General features: G+C 68.5%; 19 protein-coding genes, 1 tRNA gene and 3 pseudogenes. 6 read left to right on the top strand and 17 right to left on the bottom strand.

The features are described 5' to 3' along the window. Positions 1-79: 79 nt before the first annotated feature. From CHC11_RS07875 to CHC11_RS07865, 3 genes are all read right to left on the bottom strand, one after another. Entirely contained in the window at positions 80-442 is a 363-nt protein-coding gene (locus tag CHC11_RS07875) for an antibiotic biosynthesis monooxygenase family protein (RefSeq protein WP_089311100.1), read from the bottom strand. 324 nt (positions 443-766) lie between these two features. Further along, positions 767-1,696 (bottom strand): dihydrodipicolinate synthase family protein, encoded by a 930-nt coding sequence (locus CHC11_RS07870; RefSeq protein ID WP_089310888.1) that lies wholly within the window; start codon positions 1,694-1,696, stop codon positions 767-769. Continuing rightward, positions 1,693-2,490 carry an aldolase gene (locus CHC11_RS07865; protein ID WP_089310887.1) on the bottom strand — a complete coding sequence of 266 codons (798 nt, stop codon included), beginning with the start codon at positions 2,488-2,490 and terminating at the stop codon, positions 1,693-1,695. Before CHC11_RS07865 ends, CHC11_RS07870 begins: the two co-directional genes overlap by 4 nt. Positions 2,491-2,707: 217 nt before the next feature. Between CHC11_RS07865 and CHC11_RS07860 the strand changes: the two genes are divergently transcribed. Then, complete coding sequence (locus CHC11_RS07860; protein WP_089310886.1) at positions 2,708-3,280, top strand: helix-turn-helix domain-containing protein; 573 nt, start codon at positions 2,708-2,710, stop codon at positions 3,278-3,280. A gap of 492 nt (positions 3,281-3,772) precedes the next feature. Here CHC11_RS07860 and CHC11_RS07855 read toward each other — a convergent pair whose 3' ends face one another. The 5 genes from CHC11_RS07855 to CHC11_RS07835 form a co-directional block, all read right to left on the bottom strand. Further along, the gene (locus tag CHC11_RS07855) at positions 3,773-4,354 is read right to left on the bottom strand and encodes a dihydrofolate reductase family protein (RefSeq protein WP_245918877.1); all 582 of its coding nucleotides are present in this window, start codon (positions 4,352-4,354) and stop codon (positions 3,773-3,775) included. A gap of 169 nt (positions 4,355-4,523) precedes the next feature. Further along, positions 4,524-5,030: an SRPBCC family protein gene (locus CHC11_RS07850; protein ID WP_089310885.1), complete on the bottom strand. Its 507-nt coding sequence runs from the start codon at positions 5,028-5,030 to the stop codon at positions 4,524-4,526. A 3-nt stretch (positions 5,031-5,033) separates the two neighbouring features. Continuing rightward, the gene (locus CHC11_RS07845) at positions 5,034-5,378 is read right to left on the bottom strand and encodes an ArsR/SmtB family transcription factor (protein WP_089310884.1); all 345 of its coding nucleotides are present in this window, start codon (positions 5,376-5,378) and stop codon (positions 5,034-5,036) included. 125 nt (positions 5,379-5,503) lie between these two features. Next, positions 5,504-6,049 (bottom strand): TetR/AcrR family transcriptional regulator, encoded by a 546-nt coding sequence (locus tag CHC11_RS07840; RefSeq protein WP_089310883.1) that lies wholly within the window; start codon positions 6,047-6,049, stop codon positions 5,504-5,506. A gap of 14 nt (positions 6,050-6,063) precedes the next feature. Beyond that, a complete protein-coding gene (locus CHC11_RS07835; RefSeq protein WP_089310882.1) occupies positions 6,064-6,588 on the bottom strand; it encodes an SRPBCC domain-containing protein in 525 nt (174 codons plus the stop codon). Between the two features lie 105 nt (positions 6,589-6,693). On the opposite strand from CHC11_RS07835, the pseudogene CHC11_RS43805 reads away from it, so the two are divergent. The 3 genes and pseudogenes from CHC11_RS43805 to CHC11_RS07820 form a co-directional block, all read left to right on the top strand. Beyond that, positions 6,694-6,855 (top strand): annotated as a pseudogene (locus CHC11_RS43805) (mycothiol-dependent nitroreductase Rv2466c family protein); the annotation flags it as partial. A gap of 156 nt (positions 6,856-7,011) precedes the next feature. Then, positions 7,012-7,836 (top strand): NAD(P)H-binding protein, encoded by an 825-nt coding sequence (locus tag CHC11_RS07825; protein WP_089310881.1) that lies wholly within the window; start codon positions 7,012-7,014, stop codon positions 7,834-7,836. Between the two features lie 1,070 nt (positions 7,837-8,906). After that, entirely contained in the window at positions 8,907-9,608 is a 702-nt protein-coding gene (locus CHC11_RS07820) for a VOC family protein (protein WP_143226965.1), read from the top strand. Positions 9,609-10,036: 428 nt separating this feature from the next. Here CHC11_RS07820 and CHC11_RS07815 read toward each other — a convergent pair whose 3' ends face one another. From CHC11_RS07815 to CHC11_RS07805, 3 genes are all read right to left on the bottom strand, one after another. After that, positions 10,037-11,113 carry a DUF4190 domain-containing protein gene (locus tag CHC11_RS07815; protein WP_089310879.1) on the bottom strand — a complete coding sequence of 359 codons (1,077 nt, stop codon included), beginning with the start codon at positions 11,111-11,113 and terminating at the stop codon, positions 10,037-10,039. A gap of 472 nt (positions 11,114-11,585) precedes the next feature. Next, positions 11,586-11,816 (bottom strand): hypothetical protein, encoded by a 231-nt coding sequence (locus tag CHC11_RS07810; protein ID WP_089310878.1) that lies wholly within the window; start codon positions 11,814-11,816, stop codon positions 11,586-11,588. 244 nt (positions 11,817-12,060) lie between these two features. Next, on the bottom strand, positions 12,061-13,416 hold the full coding sequence (locus CHC11_RS07805) for a carboxypeptidase-like regulatory domain-containing protein (protein WP_143226964.1): 1,356 nt from the start codon (positions 13,414-13,416) through the stop codon (positions 12,061-12,063). Between CHC11_RS07805 and CHC11_RS43335 the strand changes: the two are divergent. Next, positions 13,325-14,272: pseudogene (locus tag CHC11_RS43335) on the top strand (ATP-binding protein); the annotation flags it as partial. The gene CHC11_RS07805 and the pseudogene CHC11_RS43335 overlap by 92 nt on opposite strands. An 84-nt stretch (positions 14,273-14,356) precedes the next feature. On the opposite strand, the gene CHC11_RS07795 reads toward CHC11_RS43335, so the two are convergent. The 6 genes and pseudogenes from CHC11_RS07795 to CHC11_RS07775 all read right to left on the bottom strand — a co-directional run bounded on the left by CHC11_RS07795 (position 14,357) and on the right by CHC11_RS07775 (position 18,124). Then, positions 14,357-15,280: an aminoglycoside phosphotransferase family protein gene (locus tag CHC11_RS07795; RefSeq protein WP_089310876.1), complete on the bottom strand. Its 924-nt coding sequence runs from the start codon at positions 15,278-15,280 to the stop codon at positions 14,357-14,359. A 278-nt stretch (positions 15,281-15,558) separates the two neighbouring features. Continuing rightward, a pseudogene (locus CHC11_RS41140) lies at positions 15,559-15,951 on the bottom strand (transposase); the annotation flags it as partial. Between the two features lie 122 nt (positions 15,952-16,073). Beyond that, positions 16,074-16,277: a hypothetical protein gene (locus CHC11_RS41135; protein ID WP_179278733.1), complete on the bottom strand. Its 204-nt coding sequence runs from the start codon at positions 16,275-16,277 to the stop codon at positions 16,074-16,076. Positions 16,278-16,722: 445 nt separating this feature from the next. Next, positions 16,723-17,175 (bottom strand): hypothetical protein, encoded by a 453-nt coding sequence (locus CHC11_RS07785; protein ID WP_089310874.1) that lies wholly within the window; start codon positions 17,173-17,175, stop codon positions 16,723-16,725. Between the two features lie 515 nt (positions 17,176-17,690). Beyond that, positions 17,691-17,870: a hypothetical protein gene (locus CHC11_RS07780; protein WP_143226963.1), complete on the bottom strand. Its 180-nt coding sequence runs from the start codon at positions 17,868-17,870 to the stop codon at positions 17,691-17,693. Positions 17,871-18,041: 171 nt separating this feature from the next. After that, positions 18,042-18,124: transfer RNA gene (locus CHC11_RS07775), tRNA-Leu, on the bottom strand. A gap of 128 nt (positions 18,125-18,252) precedes the next feature. Between CHC11_RS07775 and CHC11_RS07770 the strand changes: the two genes are divergently transcribed. Further along, positions 18,253-19,008 carry an FHA domain-containing protein gene (locus CHC11_RS07770; RefSeq protein WP_021596783.1) on the top strand — a complete coding sequence of 252 codons (756 nt, stop codon included), beginning with the start codon at positions 18,253-18,255 and terminating at the stop codon, positions 19,006-19,008.

Below are 19,008 nucleotides of genomic sequence, written 5' to 3'. Positions count from 1 at the left end.
GTCGGCGGTCGCCTGAAGCGAGCAGTGCCTCCGCCCAGGCGCGCTCCGGTTGGCAGCTTGCTGAGGGGATCCGTTCCGGTCAGGGGTCCAGAGGGTGTGGTCCTGGCCCGACCTCTCGGACGACGGTGTAGGTGGGGATCCCGCTCATGCGCGGTTCGGCCCGTCCCGACAGGGCCTCCAGTGCCTTGCCGATGGCGGCCATTCGGCCTTCGGTGTCGGAGGTGTCCACGAAGTTGCGGTAGTCGGCCTCACTCGCCCAGTGCACGATGTTGTACACGCGCGTGCCGTCAGTGCTCACGTGGAAGCGGGCCGACCGGTAGCCGGGATAGAACCGCACCCAACGCTCCTGGATCTCGCCGAAGGCCGCCACGAGTTCCCGCTGGGTGTCGATCCCGTCGACCGTGTAGTCGATGATCGAATAGAAGCCGGTATCCGTGCCCATGAAGATCATGCTCCTGATGGTCGGGCAGCCGCGGGGGCGTGGCCCCCTGGGCTGACGATCCTTCAACCTCGACCAAAGTCGAGGTCAAGTCGTGAGCCCCGCCGGCGCGTGGCGTCGCAGCGTCCGGCGCAGCAGCGATGCCGCGGCGGCGTTCGCCGTCCTGGTCAGCCGGGACGGACAGGTCGGGGGGCGTGGTCTCCTTCCGCGCGCGGGGCGTGCGTGTGCCCGGCGCGAGGACGCCCTCCGCCATGACGGCGCAGGGCGTTCTCGGAGTGGTGGCCCGTGCCGCTCGGCTCGTCCACCGAGTGAGCGGCACGGGGCGGTCTAGGCGGACGCGGTCGCCGGGTCGTCCAGGAGCGGGTGCGATTCGAGCCGCGCCAGCAGGTTTCGCAGTTCGCTCGTTTCCGCGTCGGGCAGCGGCTGGAGCGGCGCCCGGGGCAGGCCGGCGTCCCGGGCCTGGATCTCCAGTCCGGCCTTGATCGTCCGGGGGAGGCCGTGGGCGACGATGAACTTCAGGAACGGCAGGAGTTCGGCCAGGACCGTGTCGGCCCGCTCGTGCCGCTCGTCCGCCGCCGCGGCGTGCAACTCAAGACACCAGCGCGGAACCAGGCAGGGCGCCGCGGTGCACCACCCGGCGGCCCCGGACCGGAACGCCTCCAGCGCCAGCGGGTTGCTCCCGTTGTAGACCGACAGCGCACCGTCCGAGAGCTCACGGATGGCGCGGAAGCGCCCGGCGTGGCCGGAGCTCTCCTTGACCATGGTGAGGTTGGGGATCTGCCGGGCGAGCGCGACCACCGCCTCCGGGGTGAGGTCCGTGCCGCTGGTGCCCGGGTTGTTGTAGAGCATTATCGGCAGGTCGGTGGCCGCCGCCACTGTGGCGAAGTGCCGCCCGAGCTCGGCCTCGGTCAGCTTCCAGTACACCTGCGGAAGCACCATGATCGCTGTGGCGCCGTGCCGGGCGGCCACGCGCGCCCGGCGGACCGCCCCGTCCGTGCTCCAGTGCGAGACGCCGACCAGTGTGGGGACGCGTCCCGCGACGGTCTGCAGCGTGGTCTCGCAGACGGCGTCCCACTCGTCCTCGCGGAGGTAGGCGGCCTCGCCGGTGCTGCCCAGCGGAGCGATGCCGTGGCTCCCGGCGTCCATCAGCTCTTCGGTGAGCCGCCGCAGCGCGGCCAGGTCGACGTCGCCGGTGCCGCGGTCGAACGGAGTGACGGGGTAGGCGATGACCCCGCTCAGGGGCGGGTTCGCCGTCACAGCCGCACCTCGCCCGCGACGCAGCCGGGGTGGTTGCGCAGGGCTCTGCGCGCGTAGTACGCGAAGTTCGCCTTGTTGCGCCGGTCCGTTGACGTCCAGTCGTGGGCCTCGCGGGCCAGGGCCGGGTCGAGCGGCTGGACGGTGCCCGCCGCCATGGCGAGGAGCTGCAGCCGCGCGGCGCGTTCGATCAGCATCGCCAGAGTGCACGCCTCCTCGATCGTGGCGCCGGTGACGAGCTGTCCGTGGTGGGCCAGCAGGATGGCCCGCTTGTCTCCCAGCGCGGCGGAGATGATCTCACCCTCCTCGTTTCCGACCGGGACGCCGGGCCAGTCCTTGAGGAAGGCGCAGTCGTCGTACAGCGGAGTGGTGTCCATCTGGGAGACCACGAGGGGGACTTCCAGCATCGCGAGCGCCGCGGTGTGCAGCGAGTGCGTGTGGATGATGCAGTTGACGTCCTCCCGGACCCGGTAGATCCAGGAGTGGAAACGGTTCGCGGGGTTGGGCATGCCGTCGCCCTCCAGCACCTGGAGGTCCTCGTCCACCAGCAGGATGTTGTCCTCAGTGATCTCGTCGAAGCCGAGACCGAGCCGCTGGGTGTAGTAGGTGCCCGGCTCCCGCCCGCGGGCGCTGATCTGCCCGGCCAGGCCCGAGTCGTGTCCGCCGTCGAACGCGATCCGGCAGGTCAGGGCCAGCTTCTGCCGCGTGGTGAGCCCCGAGTCGCCGAAGTGGTCGCCCATCTGCCGCTCGGCACGCTCGAGGAGCACGTCTTTGGAGTCCCGCAGCGTCTTCGCCATTCCTCCTCCATCTCGGGCCCGGCCCGTCCGGTCTCGGTGACCGTGGGCGGCACCTCGGAAACAAGGTTCACTTTAGGACACCTTGTGTCATCTCGGCAAGGGAGACCGCCCGGGCGCTCCTTCCGCGGGACGCCCGGGGCTCCCCTGGGCCGATCGAGGGACATACTGGGATTTCCGGCTGGCGGCCCGGCCGGAGGACGCGCGAAGGGAAGACTCAGTGATCAACCGGGTGCGGCAGCTGCGCAAGGAGCGGCTGATGACGCTGGAGGTACTGGCCGAGCGCTCGGGCGTCACGAAGAGCTACCTCTCCAAGGTCGAGCGCGGCCGGAGCATCCCGTCGATCGCCGTCTGCGCATCCCTCGCGAAGGCCCTGGACGTCCCGCTGGACACGCTCTTCGCCGATGCCACGGAACTCACCGAGGTCACCGTCACCCGGGCCGGAGAGCGTCCGGCGCTCACATCGGGCGACGAGACCGGCTCCCGCTACGAAGGCATCGCGCTGCACGCCAGCGCCAAGCGGATGACGCCGTTCATGCTCCACCCGCCGCACGACACCGGTGCACTTCCTTTTCGAGACCACCCGGGGGAGGAGTTCCTCTTCGTCCACCAGGGACGCGCCGAACTCATTCTCCCGTCCCAGACCATCGAGCTCGATGCGGGAGACGCCGCCTACTTCAAGGCCACGACCCCCCACAAGTGCCGCTCCCTGAGCGAGGACCGCGCCAGTCTCCTCCTCATGGTCTGCGACGACCGGGACGCAGCCCAGACACCCCATCCGCACCTGCCCTGAGCACCGGGAGCTCTGGCCGACGCCGGCCGGCTCTGCCCGGCCGGGCGTCGGAGACGCCGGATCCTATTTTCAAGCAAGAATGTGAGATTCAGGTGATCTGACTCATGGATTGGAGGCCGGGTGCCGACTCCAGCAGCAGAGACCGTCAGGCGGGCTGTTCGTTCATTGCTCGGCAACGCGGCAGAGGTCAGCGTCGAGGAGTTTCCGTCCGGAGCTGTATCGATCTTGCTTCGGCATGACGGGAGCGTGGCCGTGATCGATGGTCTCCCTGCGGGAACGGAGTGGGGATTTTCGGTCGGCTCCGCCGAGGGGGCTGGTCTCACTGGCCACGACCAGACCGCCGCCTCGCTGGACGAGGCGTTGATCAGGGTCGGTGCTCTGTTGTCGGGTCCCGGCGAATAGTCGGCGGCCGTCAGCCGCATGGACCGACTCCTGTTGTCCGGGTGGGGAGGCGGCGCGAGCCTGGCCGAGCGCTTCGGAGCAGAAGCCGGTTCAGCTGATACGGCGGTAGCGGATGTGGGTGGCCAGCGGAGAGTGAAGCACCTCGGCGGGCTCGAAACCGAAGTCGACCCCGTCGAAGATCCGCTCGCCCGAACCGAGCAGAACGGGCGCGATGTCGAGGGTGAGTTCGTCGATCACCCCGGCTGCCAGTGCCTGCCGGACGGTCGAGGCACCGCCGGCGATGTCCACGCCCCTGTCGCCTGCGGCCTGGCACGCCGCGGAGTATGCCGCGTCGAAGCCGTCGGTGACGAAGTGGAACGTCGTCCCCCCGTCCATCGGGATCGGATCGCGGCGGTGGCGGGTCAGTACGAACACCGGCGCGTGATAGGGCGGTTCGGGGCCCCACCAGCCCGACCAGTCCTCATCCCAGTCCCCGCGGATCGGGCCGAACATGTTGCGGCCCATGACGTATGCGCCCCTCGGGCGCATCAGCCACTCGTTCGCGATCCTGTCCGCATCGTTGGCCCGCGGGTCGCCGATGTGCCAGCCGTGCAACTCCCGCCCCCGCCTTCCCAGGGGGGCCTCACGGCTCTGGTCGGGTCCAGCGACGAAGCCGTCCAGTGAGATCGACATATGGCAGGTGGTATCCGACACCATGAACTCCCTCTAGTGGTTCTGCGATTGGGAAACCGGTCGTGTGGACGCCGGGCAGATTCGATCGCCAGTCCGCCGGGTCATCGTTGGCGACCGGCCGAGACACGACTCCGGCTTGTGTTCCTCGACCCCGAAGACTCTCCCGCCATCAGCCCTCCGCCCCCTTCCGAACGATCTCGGTGACGTAGGCGGCCAGGTTGCTCAGGGTCTGCCGGCCGCCCTCGATCGCGTGGTACTTCTCGGCCGCCTCGTCGCGCAGTCGCTTGGTGGGGAACACCGTGCGCATCTCGATCCGGGTCGCCGCACCGTCGGGCGCGAACGTCAGGACCGACTCGAAGGCGTTCGGGTCGCTGCGGGACTCACCGTGCAGCAGCGCGATCCGCTCCGGCGGGGCGATCTCCCGCCAGGTGATCCACTCGGTGTAGTCCGTCCCGTCCGGTCCGTGCATCACGAAGTCCCACTCCCCGCCGACGCGGAACTCGAACGCCCGCGTGGTGGTGGTGAACCCCTTCGGTCCCCACCATCGCGACAGGTGCCGCACCTCGGTGAACGCCTCGAACACCAGCTCTGGTGGGGCGTCGATGACCCGGGAGATGACGATCTCGCGGTCGGCCGTCGCGGACTGCGCCGGCGTTCCTCGCTCCGTCGCGCTCATCAGCTACTCCTCTTCCCGCCTTGCCTGCTTCAGGTCCTGCACGTACGCGTCCAGCCGGTCGAAGCTCTCGTTCCAGAACCGCTCGAACCCGCCGGTCCACTCGTGAACCGCTCGCAGCCCGCGGGCATCCAGGTCGTAGAGGCGCTGCTTGCCCGCCTTGCGGTCCCGCACCAGCCCGACCTCCCGGAGCACCCGCAGGTGCTTGGACGCCCCCGGCTGGGTCATCCCCAGCTCCCGGGCCAACTCGGTCACCGACCGCTCACCCACCCGCAACAGCACCAGGATCTCCCGGCGCTGCGGCTCGGCGATCGCGTTGAAGACGTCCGACGTCGTTGCTGCCCGTGCCATGGCCTCATCATATACCCATATCGGCATGCATAAGGTGCCGCCATCGACCAGTTGCCGTCAGGCTGGCCGACGTCGCGAGCACCGACGCCCTGGGCCCCCGGCCGTCGCGGCGCCCGCCTGCGTCGTCATCGGCTGGTCCGGATGAGTTCGAAGGCGTGGGCGGCCTCCGCCCAGGTCCGGTCGAGGTCGGAGCCCGGCGGGTAGCGTCCGTCCAGTTCCAGGATCGTCATGCCGTGCGCGGTCGAGAAGAGTGCCTGCGCGGTGTACGGCTCGCCCATCACGAGGAAGAACGGGGTGCCCGCCCAGTCCTCCAGGCCCGGCGCGAGACTTGCCCGGTCCAGCGGGCCCCGCGTCGCGAGCCGGTACAGGTGCGGGCCGGCCAGAGCCGCGGCGCGGTAGGCCCGCAGCAGCGCCGGCACCGGTTCCGGCTCCTCGATGGCCCGGTACAGCTCGGCGCCGAGCTCGGCCATGCCCAGCTCGATCAGCGCCGACTCGACGGCGGCCTTGTTCGGGAAGTGCTTGTAGAGCGAGGGCGCGCGGATGTCCAGCCGCGCGGCCAGGGCTCGCATCGTGAGGGCATCGCACCCCTCCTCTTCGAGCAGCTCCCGCGCGACCGAGACGATCTGGGTCGCGCGGGAGCTCAGGAGGCTGAGTTCAGGCCGGTCGCTCACGGTGCGATCTTCTCTCAGCGCGCAGCCTCGACGCGCTTCTTGAGCGCGGCGTTCATGGCGGCGAAGTTGTCCTGGACGTCGATCGCGCTCCCGGCGAAGGGCACCAGGAAGCCGGTGAAGTCCTCCCCCTGGGTCAGCCTGACGCGCCCGGGGCCCGTCTCCTGGATGAGGAAGTAGTGTTCGCCGTCGACCACGCCCGGGACGCCGAACCGGCCGATCCAGCGCAGTTCGTGCCCGGGGTCGGCGACCAGGACGGTCGGCTTGAAGGTCATCCCCTTCCCGCCGTCCTTTCCGGCCAGCTTGTTGACCAGCTTCGCGCCCCTCTTCGGCTCGCCGACGGCGCTGAGGATGAACGGGTTCCACTCGGGATAGGCCTGGAAGTCGGTGAGCACCTGCCAGACCTGGGCGGCGGAGGCGTCGACCTCGATCTCGGCGCGGAGCTTGTGCGGGTGGCTCCTGGTCCAGCCGTACAGGCCTCCGGTGACGACGACGAGTGCGACGACCACGATCCCCACGATACGGACGATGCGGACAGCCATAACGACCCCTTCCTTCTCGGCTAACCTTATTAGCTACAACCATAAGGCTAACAAGGTTAGCCGCGCAAGATCGCTCGTCACCCCCTCCGCTCCGAAGGCTCGCCGCCTGTACTCCGCATCGCCGGCACGACCCCGCTCGGATCCGTGATCACACCCGCACCCTGCGGTGAAGCCGCCGGACGACTCTGGGACGGCTTGCTCTTGGTCGCCGGGGCCGACGGCTTCTTCGACCCCAAGCGGAGCCGGAGCCGCAAACCGTCCTTTGAGCGAGCGAGTCGACACCCCGATCTCGATCCCCTCGGCCCAAAGACATGCGGCCAGCGGGTACGCCGACGGTCAGCCTCCACTCGATAGTGGAATGAAGCGTTCCGTTCTGTTAGAATGAGAGCAGAACGTTCCGTTCCGCATAGTTAGGATTCGATCATGACTTTCCTCGTCACAGGTGCCACCGGGACCGTCGGCCGTTTCGTCGTCGAGGAGCTCCGCGCGGCAGGGCGACCGGTTCGCGCCCTGACCCGGAACCCCGCCAAGGCCGCCTTCCCCGAGGGTGTCGAGGTCGTCGCCGGCGACCTCGCCGACCTCGACTCACTGACCGGCGTCTTCGACGGCATCGAGGCCGCGCACCTGATCAACTTCGCGGGTGACGACTACACGCCCCTGCCCAACGGCGCCGGTCTGGTGAAGCTGGCCGCCGAGGCGGGCGTGCGGCGGGTCACGGTCCTCGGCGGGCGCGCGGACGGTGAGCTGGAGCAGGCTCTGACCGCCAACGACATCGAGTGGACGCTGCTCGAGCCGGTCGAGTTCATGTCCAACACGCTGCGCTGGTGGGCACAGACGATCAGGGCCGAGGGCATCATCAAGGAGCCGTTCGGGGACCGGCTCAGCGCGCCGGTGCACGAGCGCGACATCGCCGCCGTGGCCGCCACGGTGCTGGTCGAGGGCGGGCATGGCGGCGAGACCCTCACCATCACCGGCCCCGAGGCGATCACACTCAGGGACAAGGTCGCGATCCTGAGCGCGGCCATCGGCACGGACGTGGGGTTCGTGGAGCTGACCGTGGACCAGGCGCGCGCCAAGTGGCGCGGCGACGGCATGGGCGCGGAGACCATCGAGTTCCTCGTCAACGCGCTGGGGAACACGCCAGAGGTCGGCTACACCGTGGTCCCGACCGTCAAGGAGATCACCGGCCGCGACGCGCGCAGCTTCGCCCAGTGGTCCGCCGAGAACGCGGCCGCCTTCCGCTCCTGATCGGCGAGTACCGGGAGAAGGCGGCGGGACGGGCGCGCGGCGTCCGTCCCGCCGCCTTTCGCCTCCCCACCCCTTGATCACAGCCCGTCGATGATGCCGTTGGGCCGGTCGGCACCGGACCGAACGCCAAGTCATGCACGGTGACCGACTTCTCGGCGCGTGCTCACACTGCTCCGCGAACGCCGTCCAGGGTTACGTCGGCAACCTGCCCTGACCGACACCAGTCACCCGCACCGTCGTAACTGAGCTGTCCCCACTGAGGGCTGGCAGCCGCATGCCCTGAAGTACGCCGCAGCACCCGTGAGCCCTTCCGGCTCCGAAACCCCGCCTCGCCGGCTGCGATCAAGACCTGCGGGCTTCCTCGACACCCCCTGACCCTGACGCCCGGGCCGAGCAACGGTCACCAAGGACCTGATCAGCGCGTTCAAGCGGGTAACGGGCAAGTGAGAACATCCCGTTCTACATAGGCGGTCTGCACGGTGCGCCGGTACCCTGAGCCCTCGGTTTGGTACTCGTGCGCCAGCTCCTGCAGCGTCTACTCGCCGCCGGCCACCGCAGGGAACCACTTTCGCGGACCTGTTCCTCCGGGGCGGCCAGCGACACCTTCGCGCGTGTACTGGTGGTGGTCAACCAGCCCGCCTCGATCGGGGCGCCGCCCGTCGCCGACGCCGCTAACCAGTTCGGCAGCGACGAGGCACCCCAAGGCTGGCTGGCATGTACGCCTGGAACGCCTCATCCAGGACAATCCAGCCCGGCGACAGATCATCGTCAACGTCATCTGTACCTACCTGCGCATGCCACCGTGGTCCACATCGCGATAACCGATCTCATGACTCGCCGCTCACCGGCGAGAACACCCCCACCTGGCGCGGAACCTGACCTCGAACCAGACAGAAACCACAGGACGGAACAGCCGCTAATTAGTCAAAGGAAGTCCTTCCTTGGACAAGGTGTTTACTACCTGGGCGATAGCCTTGAAGTCTCTTGTACGGGGGTGTCTCGTGAACGAGGTAGTGGCATACGAGGTAGGAGAGCCCTGTTGGGCTGGCTTGTACAGTCCGAATAGCGAGGTGTCGGCGGCCTTCTATGAAGGTTTGTTCAATTGGAATTCGTACACGATCTCCTATGAACGGCTCGGCGACTGCACCACTTTCACCATGGGGCCGGACTCTGTCGAGACAGCGGGAATGACGAAGCTCCAAGATGACACCGAGACGCCTGGCTGGACCTGCTTCTTCAGCGTCACCGACACCGATGCGGCCGTCGGTACGGTCGAGGGGGCGGGCGGGCGTGCCTATTCGGACCCGTACGACAACGCCCATCTCGGCCGGGCGGCGCTGTGCGCGGATCCGCTGGGCGCCGGGTTCGGCCTCTGGCAGGCGTACATCTGGCGCGGCGCGGTGAAGAGCGGAGAGCACGGGACGCTTTCGTGGATCGAGTTGCTCTGCCCGGACGTCGAAGCGGCGAAGCGCTTCTACGCGGACGTGTTCGGCTGGACGTTCACCACCGAGGACCGCGGCTCGGGCGCATACACCTTGTGCCGCCTCGGTGACCACTATGTCGCGGGCATGTCCCAGGCAGGCCGCCTCCAACACAGGGACGCGCCCGCCTGGGCTCCTTACTTCACGGTCACCGACTGCGATACCTCTGCGGGCCGGGCCGTCGAGTTGGGAGGTACCATCGAGGTACCGCCGATGGAGGGCCCGGTGGGCCGCGTCGTCGTCATCGCCGATCCCACTGGAGCACAGGCGGGACTCGTTCAGGGCGGTTGACCGGGCCGCGTGAACTCCTTCTGCGTTCTGCTGCCATCGTGGTCGCTTGGCACAGCGCCAGGATCGCCAGGCAGTGCTGCACCTGACGGTCCCGTGTCGAGCCTTCCTGCCGCGGTAGTCGTCTGGCCGGTGTTCGCCCCGGTCGGCGCGGCGCTCGCCCTGTCAGCAGTAGACGGACTTGAGTTGCTGGTAGCCGGCCATGCCCTCAGGGCCGAGTTCGCGGCCGATACCGCTGGCCTTGACGCCAGTCAGGAGCACACCCCTGTATGAGCTGGAGAACGACCACCGGCTGGAGGAACTGCGCGGCCAGGTCGAACGGCTGGACGAGCGCGCCGACGACCACGATGACCAAACCGCCGCGCTGCGCGCCGACCTGCGGCGCCTGACCGGGCCCGCCTCGGGGGCCAGGGCCCCGCCCGGGAGACGGGTCAGTGCGGGACCACGGACCGCTTCAGGGGTTTATGGCTGCCCTCGACCATGCAGATGACGAATCGGCGTCCGTATCCCCAGGCTTGCTCGGTCGGGGCCACGTAGGCGGTGTCGTCGACGTCGTTGGGAGGATTCGCCCCCCAGACTTTGCGGGCACGCTTGGTGCAGCCTTCGCTCACCTTTTCTTCCACGGCCTCCTCCCCCGGGTACTTGTCGCCGTTCATCGTGTAGACGGCGAACACCTCGTACTGATGCACTCTGTCGCAGGGGACGAGGCGCTGGATGCCGTTGTCTTCCCATTTCCTGATGCAGTCACCCGGCGAGAGCTCGGAACTGTCCTTCGTTCTCGTTTCCAGGGTCTGGTCGAGGGACGTTGGAAGCCGCCCAGAGCCCGCATAGAGCATGACGCATTTCGCGGCCCGCCTTCCGTTCTTCCATGCGTCCTCGTCCGGTGGCGCGACATGGAGCTTCAGATCAGGGCCGTACTGGCTTCCCTGCAGAAACTCGGTGCGCTCCTCGCAGACTGTCAACGCCCCTGCTGCCACCTCCTTCTCCCCCGGATACGGGATGTTCGGCAGCTCTACCTCAGCGCCGACTTCTCCCTGATGGGGCGTGGAGCAGGGTGACCGCCGCACGAACAGGCCGGCAGGTCCCTCCTCGAACTCGTTGAAGCACTCGCCGGGCCGCATGGCGATGACCGCCACCTTTCCGTCCTCGCGTACGGACGATTCGTTAACGTCCGCGGGCAACAGGGCGAGCGTCAGGGCGACGGCGGCGGCCCAGGCGACGGAGGCGGCGAGTCCGCCGATGGCGAGGCCCTTGCCCTTCTCGCCGCGGCGGCCGGTCTGGACGAGCGCGGTGATGACGAAGCCGACCGCGAACGGGATCAGGCCGAGCAGCCCCGTGACCAGCGCGATGACCGCAAACCGGTTCGTCCGGCGCCCGGCGGGGACGGGCGGGGCGACATCCGGCGCAGGGGCCGGGGGAACGGCCGGGGACGCGGGGGAATCGGGCGGAGCCCAGATGTCGGATGGCGCGGAGTCGCTCGGGACGTCGTCGGAAGGCGGCGTGGTCACGGCGGAAGCGTAGAGCTAGAATTCCCAATAAAAGCGGCATTCCTGGCGGCCGTCGCCGAGTCGTGATCATGGAGGGCGGGACCGGTCAGGCGGACGTCCCCAGCGAGGGGACGCCCGGTCCGGAGAGATCGTTCAGCGCCACGTCGCGCCCTGCGCTGGCTGGAGCACCACGTGCGTACCGAACGCGGCCTGGAACCGCCTCGTCGTCTTGCGGGTCGGTCTCCGGTCCGAGGCGCCCGCCCTGCCAGACCCCGGCGGTCACCTCATCGCTCTTGGGCGGTTCCTGCACGAGCACAGCACGGGCGGTGTCCTGCACCGGCGCCTTCACCCGCGGGGGAGAACGATCCGCACCCGTCTGCGGCCGTGGCACGGTAGGGCTCTCGCAGGTCGAGGTGAGCACGGCCTGCAGCGCGGCTCGGATGCTCGGGAGGAGGTCCCGCGCGCCCTGGTGGTCGGGCCGCCGGGCGTGGGCTTAGACGACCGGTGTCTGCGAGGTCGGCCAGGCCTTGATGGCGCCGCTCAGCACTCCGGCGATTCTCTCGCCGACCTCGGCTGCTGAGGCTGGGCTGGGCGGCGGGGCGATGATGGTGATGTAGTGGCTGGTCCCTCCGTGGCTGTCGGGGTGCGCCGTCCACTCCCAGAAGGGTGACAGGCTCGCGCCGTATCGCAGGTGGACGACGAGGTTGAGGGCATCATCTTCCACTCGTGATCCTCATCAGCGGGAGGGACGTCGGTCTCGTGATCGTCTGCAGTGTGCGCGTCTGCAGTGTGCGCGGGATCAGGGACCGTCGGTGTGGAAGCGGCAGCGGTCCAGGCCCGACCACTCGTCGACGGGTGACTGGTGGCGGGTCAGGCGCGCGGGACAGGGCCGACCGCAGACCGGCGGAGGAAGGCCCGGCGTGGGATGTTCCCCGCCGGTCAGCGGCGGTCGTGGCTTGACGCGATGGCTACTGGTCGCCTCGCCACGGGAGAACGGTCATGACGGGCGGCGGACCGGAACGGCCGCTGGGGGACGGGACGGCGTAGGTGTTGACGTAGCGGTCATTGGGCGTGCCGGCGGCCCAGGTGTCGCTGGTGCCTGCGAAAGTGGCGGCGAAGTAGCCGTCGCCGTAGGCGCGGACCTTGGCCGTGTAGCGGCCCTTGCTGTTGGTCTTCACCCACTTGACGTGGTACCAGGTCTTCTTGCCGCGGAACCGGAAGATGATGCGCACCTTCTGGCCGGGGAACGCGCCGAAACGGTTCTTGCTGCTGTAGTAGCGGCTCAGGGTCCCGGAGACGGTGATGTAGCGGTTCTTGCGGACCTTGGTCGAGGACGCCTTCAGCTTGGACATCGAGGTCGACCATCGCCACGTCTTGCGCACGGAACTGGCGGAGGGGGCCGCGGTGGTGTCCCCGGCGAAGCGAGCCCGCCAGTAGCCGGAGTTGTTCACGTTGAACGAGGCGCTGAACTGTCCCTGGCTGGTCTTCATCCGGCGGGCGGTCTGCCAGCCGGTGCGGCCGTTGGGGGAGTATTCGAGGAGCACCTGCTTGCCGTTCACGTCTCCGCCGGCGGAGGCCGCGTACAGGGTGCCCCGCGCCCGGAAACGCCCGTAGGCGTCCATGGTCGCCGACAGCGAGGTCTTCGTGGCCGGCCGGACGCTGACCGCGGGGAGGGTCGCAGTGGAGCCTTCGTAAAGACCGACCGCGGGTGACCGCGCGACGTAGGTCGCGGTGCAGGGTGGCTTGATGGTGCTGCTGAACCGGCCTTCGGCGTCCGTGCCGGCCCGGAAGGTGTACATGGGCGTGGTGCAGCGGGCCGGGTCGACGGCGGGGTCGATGACGACCGTCCGTCCGGACAGCGGCCTGCCCTGGTAGGTGACCTGACCGCTGAGGGTGAGGGGCTGGCCCTCGTCCAGGCCGGCTCGGCTCCCGATCAGGGTCGTCTGCGTCTTCCCATGGACGACCTGGACGGTCACCATGTCGGAGTGGAGTCCGAGCGACGGCACATCGGCCCAGACGCTCACCGAGTCGCTCGCCCCGTTGGGCATCAGCGTCGCGGTGAAGGTGCCGTCGGCGGCGGTGGTGGCGTCGTCGACCGAGCCCCATCCAGTGTTCGTGGACAGGTCGACCGGGATGCTCGCGGCGGGGGTTCCGTCCGCGGCGACGACCTTCCCGGTGATCGTGGTCGTGGGGTTGTCGGGGTCGACGGAAGCGGCCTGGGCGGCGAGCGCGATGGACGCCGCCCCGTCGGCGAGGGCGGGAGCGGCCGTTAACGTGCCGAGGATGAGCACGGCCGTCATCCCGGTGGTGGCGATACGAAGCACGAGTGTCCCTTGGGTGGGTGCGATGATCAGCGTTGATCAGGACGTCCGGCCCGGCGACCAGGTTGCCCCACGAAACCCAATCGTGATCTTCATCGGGCTACGCGCACGGTGGCAACCGCCGCGTCCGCGGCATCGCCGCGCAAACCCTCCTGCCGGCCTTCCAACTGGCCCACGCCAGCGAACGCAAGATCAACGCCTGGCTCGCCACGCTTCCCGGACCCGACGGACGGCCCCACCGCCGCGCCCGACACAAGACACCCAAGCCGCTCGGCACCTGGACACCCACCGGGCACATCACCCCGCCCGCGGCCTGACTCCCCGACGCTCACGACGTCGGCACACCACCACAAACCGGACCCAAGGGCCGGGGCATCCACCTGCGCGCCTGCCGCTTCGGTCGCTGCGGTCACAGAAGACTGGCCTCCGAAACGACGAAGACCCCGGAGCTTGCCGCTCCAGGGTCTGTTCAGTCACTGTGGGGCTACGACTTTCGTCTCTACCCCAGTCCCACCTGCTCATCGCGTTGGGCACCGAAGCGGCGATGGCCGGGTTCCGGGTGAAGTACACCCTAGCGACCAAGCTGGTCAACGAACTGGTCGAGGCCGCCGACGACAAGCAGCTGTCCAAGACGATCTCCCGCTACGGGCGGGTGGACCTGTTTTGCATCGACGAACTGGAATACATGGAGCTGGACCGGCGCGGCGCCGAACTGCTGTTCCAGGTTCTGACCGAACGCTAGGAGAAGAACAGCCTGGTGATCGCCTCCAATGAATCCTTCGGCGGCTGGACCAAGACCTTCACCGACCCCCGGCTCCGCGCCGCGATCGTCGACCGCCTCACCTTCGACGGAACCATCATCAGCAACAACAGCAAGCCATCGGCTGACCTGCGAACGCCGCAGCCGAGGGCAGGCATGACGACCCCGCCCCCGCGCGAGCTCTTACCACCGGCGCAGCAGGGCCGTGGCGATGGCGACCTGGGCGGGTTCCAGCGTCGCCTTGCCGTCTTCGATGTCCCACAGAGCGTTCTGCAGCACGCGGCCGAGGGTCCATCCGGTCGCTCGGTTCCGGTCCAGGCCGAGGACCTCGGTCAGCAGGTCGAAGCGCCGGAGCACCGCGCGAGCCACATCACCGGTGGCCTGCACCTCATCCCACCGATTGTCCAGTGCGGGCAGCAACTCGAATCCCGGGTCGCCGGCCAGCGGTTCGGGATCGATCGCCAGCCAGGGTTCCCGCTCTCCCGCGAGAACGTTGTCGTAGTGCAGATCCCAGTGCAGCAGACGGTCGCCAGGTTCATCCATCAGCTCGGCCACGGCGGACGCGCAGGTGCGCACCAGCCGCTGTTCGGCAGGGTCGCGCAATGCCTGCACCGCCCGCGGAACCTGGTCGAGCATGGCCGAAGCGATGTCGGACAGCCGCCGCAGATCCTTCGGGGCAGGCACTGAGGTCAGCCGCGCCATTAGACCGGCCAGGATTTGGATGGCCCTGGTGTCGTCGGCGACCGAGGACAGGGGCCGGGCCGCATCCAGCCGCTCCAGCAACTGCGTGGCGCTGTTCTCGTCATGGTCGAGCAGACGCACGATCCCGTTGCCGTTCCACGCCCGCAAGCCGGCCGCGGTGCCGGCGGTCTCCTCCCGCAGCTGCTGAAGCTTCAAGACGGCGGGAGTTCCGTCGGACAGAAGCACGGGCAGGACCAGCGACGCCATGCCATATGCGGGCGGGCCGTCAGGCCGCAGCCCCCAGTGATCCAGGAACTCACCGCCCAGTCGCGGCAGCTCGGCGATCCACGCCCGAGCCTCGGGGCCGTGCGCGCCATAAGACGCGGCGAACACATCCGGAACGTCGATATAGACCGACCTGGTCACGGAAAGAATCTCCTTCGTCAGCTCCAAATCAGGTGCGATGAACGAAGGAGATCGCGGAGGCGCCCGAGTACCGGGCAGGCGTCAAAGCATGCCCCCAACCCTACCGATCACGACCGGCCCAGGCCTCCGGCCGGAGGCCGCCGCCACGTCGCGCCTCGCTGACCGACGCGCCGGGAGGAGCGTTGCCGAATCCCATCGGACATCCTCGACCCGAACGCCGCCCCGTCGTTCACGAAACAGCTGAACAAACGTTGCTGCTTTTGATCGACGCACTCAGTGGGGATCTGGTTGAGGGTCAGGCGCCCTGCGGTGATGTGGTCGGCGGCGGTGTTGGACCCGGCGTTGCCGGGCCGCAGCACCAGCGCGGCGGCCTCACCGGTCCCGCGGGGCCGTGGTCGATGAACGCCGTCATGGGATGGTGGCCGAAGGTGCGCTGCCACGTCGGGGCCGCGTGCTGCTTGTCGGAGTGCGCGAGCACGATCGTGGCGTCCAGATCCATGGGCCAGGGTGGTGACCAGCCGCGACACCGTCGGATCGGACGGCACCGCCCCGAACAGCTCCGGCTCGGCGCGCAGCACCGCGATGTCGGACAGGCAGTCCCCGCCCAGCGCCAGCATCACCGCCTGGGCCGCGACGACCTTGCCCGGATCGTGCACCGCCCGCGGCCTGCGCGACTCTCGACAAGCCCTATCCTCCCAGCTCGGAGGCACTTTTCTTGTCTGGATGGTCACTCTCGACCCGCCGTCCGGTGAAAGCCCGAGGCTAGGTACCGCCAGCACCGACCTCGCACACGTCAGTTTCGGGGCTCGATTCGGACCTCGAAGCGCTGGCCGTTGCCATCCGTGGACGGCCTCTGATCCACCTGGTAGCCGTGGATGCGCAGTACTTCGGCCAGGGCCGTCTCCATCGCCCGCATTACGGCCATAACCCTGTCTGCATGCGCCCACGCTTGCTCGTCGCTCTTGGTGGCGTTGATGAGCCGTTCGGCCTCCTCCACCGTCGGGTACCAGTGGATGGTAAGCGGGGGATCATCGCCGGGCGGGATGGTAAAGGCCCACCCGGCAGAGGTGACCCGGCCACCGTGTTCGACGGTCGCCCGCGGAAGACCGACAGATTCCAGGAGCGGAGAAACCTCCTGTTCGATGATCTGCGCCAGTTGAACCTGCTTCTTGTATAGGTAGCCGCCTGCGTCGGCTTCGATTCCGTACTTCGCGAGTTCCCCAACAGATCCTTGCCGCCCTCGCCATCGCCGGCCAGCGGTGCCTCCTCGCCGTAGGGGTGTCCGGCCTACGGTCTCGAAAGACGTGGGCGAAAGGCGAGGTCGGTCGGGGGCGTGGTCCTGGTGGACGTGCGGCCGGATTGTGGCGGTTGGCCGAGAGGGTGTACGTCTGGGAGTTCACGTACGGCGATGACGTGACGTCCGGGGCGACTGTCAGCCGGGCTTACCCGATCGCCTTCCACCGGACCCAGGTGTCGATCCCCTCGGCCCGATAGCGGGCGCCTGGGCCGAACCGCCACTCGGCCACCAGGCGCAGCGCATCAGCCGGCGCCCGGCGGTGCGGCGTGAGCAACGATGTCAGCTCGTCGTACCGCGCGTCGATCCCTCCGTGCCCTGGATGGCTGTCCACCCCGGCCTCTCCGGCCTCATAACGCCGGTTCCACTCGACATAGATGACCCATTGCTCGCGTTCCATCGCCGCGACGTCGCCGCTCGCGGGCCACACGTAGTACTCAACTTCATCAACCATGTCGAGCTGGTTGAGGATTTTGAAATAGTGCACCTTGCCATCTATCTCGGCAAGACCCGCGCGTACGCCGTCATACCGATCCAGTTCGACGAGCACACGCCGATAGCCCTCGGCAACGAGTCGATCTTCGCTCCAAGTCTCAGTCACATCGGCAGACTAGCGTCCGCCACCTTCACGAACTTTCCCCCAGGATGCACGCCAGGTCGGATCCGCACAGAGAGACGAGTGACGGCCAGATGGCTTCCCACAGCTGCATATGGGGTCTCAAACAGGCAGCCTCACCGGGCTCGCCGGGCTCGCGACTGGCCCTTAGCGCAGCGCAAGTTATGCGTTATGTCGGACTTACCGTCGGCCGCTCGCGGTGAGCGGGGCCACCGGCGACCGTAGCCGGTCCGCCCGTCCCGCCCTCTCCGTCCCGGGTCTCCGCGCGCTCTCCGGCCCCCCGGGTGGGACGGGCGGACCAAGACCGGTCCTTGCGTCCCCGCTCTCCGCTCCCCGGGAAGTGGGAACCACTTCTACTTCATGCTTCCCGAGGTCCGGTGTCCCCCGCGCCGGTTCCGGAGCGCCCGGACGGTCCGCATCTGTGACCGCGTTGGCGGGCGTGCGGGTGTTCCGGCCCGCGGGGGTCCAGGGGGCGGCGGAGCCCCCTGGGATAACGGTGCTCAGGTGAGCGCGTCCACGGCGGCCTGCAGCCGTTCCATGGCCTGCTGGACGGAGCGCAGCGCGGGCGCCAGCTCGTCGGGGGAATGCCCGGCGGTGGCGGCCTCGACCATGAGCCGCTGACGGCTCACCCCGACCACGCTCGCGCGGGCGCTGATCGCCTCGAGTTCGGCGTCGTTCACCCGCACACCACCACAAACCGGACCCAAGGGCCGGGAACCTCCTGTGCGCCTGCCGCTTCGGTCGCTGCGGTCACAGAAGACTGGCCTCCGAAACGACGAAGACCCCGGAGCTTGCCGCTCCAGGGTCTGTTCAGTCACTGTGGGGCTACGACTTTCGTCTGTACCCCTGAGTGGGCGAGGAGGGATTTGAACCCTCACATCCTTTCGGACACACGGACCTGAACCGTGCGCGTCTGCCGTTCCGCCACCCGCCCGTGGGTGTCGCCCCGTTTCCGGGTGCCTGAAAAGGCTAGCACGGGGTCGAGGGTGGTTAGGTATCCAGATACGCCGAGCGAACCTTCGCACCGATACGATCGTCTACCAGTGGGGAAGGGAGGTGCCCGTGGGCGTCATTCAGCGCTTCGAGCGACGGCTCGAGGGCATGGTCGAAGGGGCCTTCGCCCGTGCCTTCAAGTCCGAGCTGCAGCCGGTCGAGGTGGCCAGTGCTGTGCAGCGCGAGATGGACGATCGGGCGGCGATCGTGGCACAGGGCCGGACGCTCGTGCCGAACGACTTCGTCGTGGAGATCTCTCAGCAGGACGGGCAGCGGCTGCAGGTGTACGCCGACAGCCTGAGCCAGGAGCTGGCGAATCTCGCGCGCGAGTACGCGAAGGAGCAGGGGTACTCCTTCGTGGGTCCGGTGCGCGTGCGGTTCGAGAACGCGGGGGATCTCGCCACGGGCATGTTCCGCATCAGGTCGGGGGTGATCCGGGGCTCGACGGTCGAGGGCGGGGAGATCCGCCAGCCGGTGAGCGACGTGCCGCAGGGCGGCCGGGGCGGGGTGTTCGGGGGGCATCCGCGACTTCTGGTGACCACGGCGGTGGAGGGATCGGACACGACTCAGCGCACCTATGAGATCAACACTCCCGTGACCCTGCTGGGTCGCGGCACCGACTGCGACCTGCGCCTCGTCGACCCGGGCGTGTCCCGGCACCATGCCGAGATACGCGTAGAAGGTCCCGAAATCGCTCTCGTGGATCTAGGGTCGACCAACGGCTCGTTCGTGAACGGGCAGCCGATCCGGCGGGTCACGCTGGTCGACGGCTCCCGGGTCACGATGGGCCGCACCACTCTTGTGTTCCGCCGCGATAGGGAGTAA

It is taken from the genome of Actinomadura mexicana (assembly GCF_900188105.1).
In the GTDB taxonomy this organism is placed as follows: domain Bacteria; phylum Actinomycetota; class Actinomycetes; order Streptosporangiales; family Streptosporangiaceae; genus Spirillospora; species Spirillospora mexicana.
The sequence above is the reverse complement of the archived record's forward strand: the minus strand, read 5'-3'. Positions and strand labels throughout refer to the sequence as shown.

What these genes read in the sequence shown, in the direction of transcription:
- CHC11_RS07875 (WP_089311100.1), bottom strand. Translation starts at nt 442, where the DNA reads ATGGGCACGGATACCGGCTTCTATTCGATCATCGACTACACGGTCGAC.
- CHC11_RS07865 (WP_089310887.1), bottom strand. Translation starts at nt 2,490, where the DNA reads ATGGCGAAGACGCTGCGGGACTCCAAAGACGTGCTCCTCGAGCGTGCC.
- CHC11_RS07855 (WP_245918877.1), bottom strand. Translation starts at nt 4,354, where the DNA reads ATGTCGATCTCACTGGACGGCTTCGTCGCTGGACCCGACCAGAGCCGT.
- CHC11_RS07850 (WP_089310885.1), bottom strand. Translation starts at nt 5,030, where the DNA reads ATGAGCGCGACGGAGCGAGGAACGCCGGCGCAGTCCGCGACGGCCGAC.
- CHC11_RS07845 (WP_089310884.1), bottom strand. Translation starts at nt 5,378, where the DNA reads ATGGCACGGGCAGCAACGACGTCGGACGTCTTCAACGCGATCGCCGAG.
- CHC11_RS07835 (WP_089310882.1), bottom strand. Translation starts at nt 6,588, where the DNA reads ATGGCTGTCCGCATCGTCCGTATCGTGGGGATCGTGGTCGTCGCACTC.
- CHC11_RS07825 (WP_089310881.1), top strand. Translation starts at nt 7,012, where the DNA reads ATGACTTTCCTCGTCACAGGTGCCACCGGGACCGTCGGCCGTTTCGTC.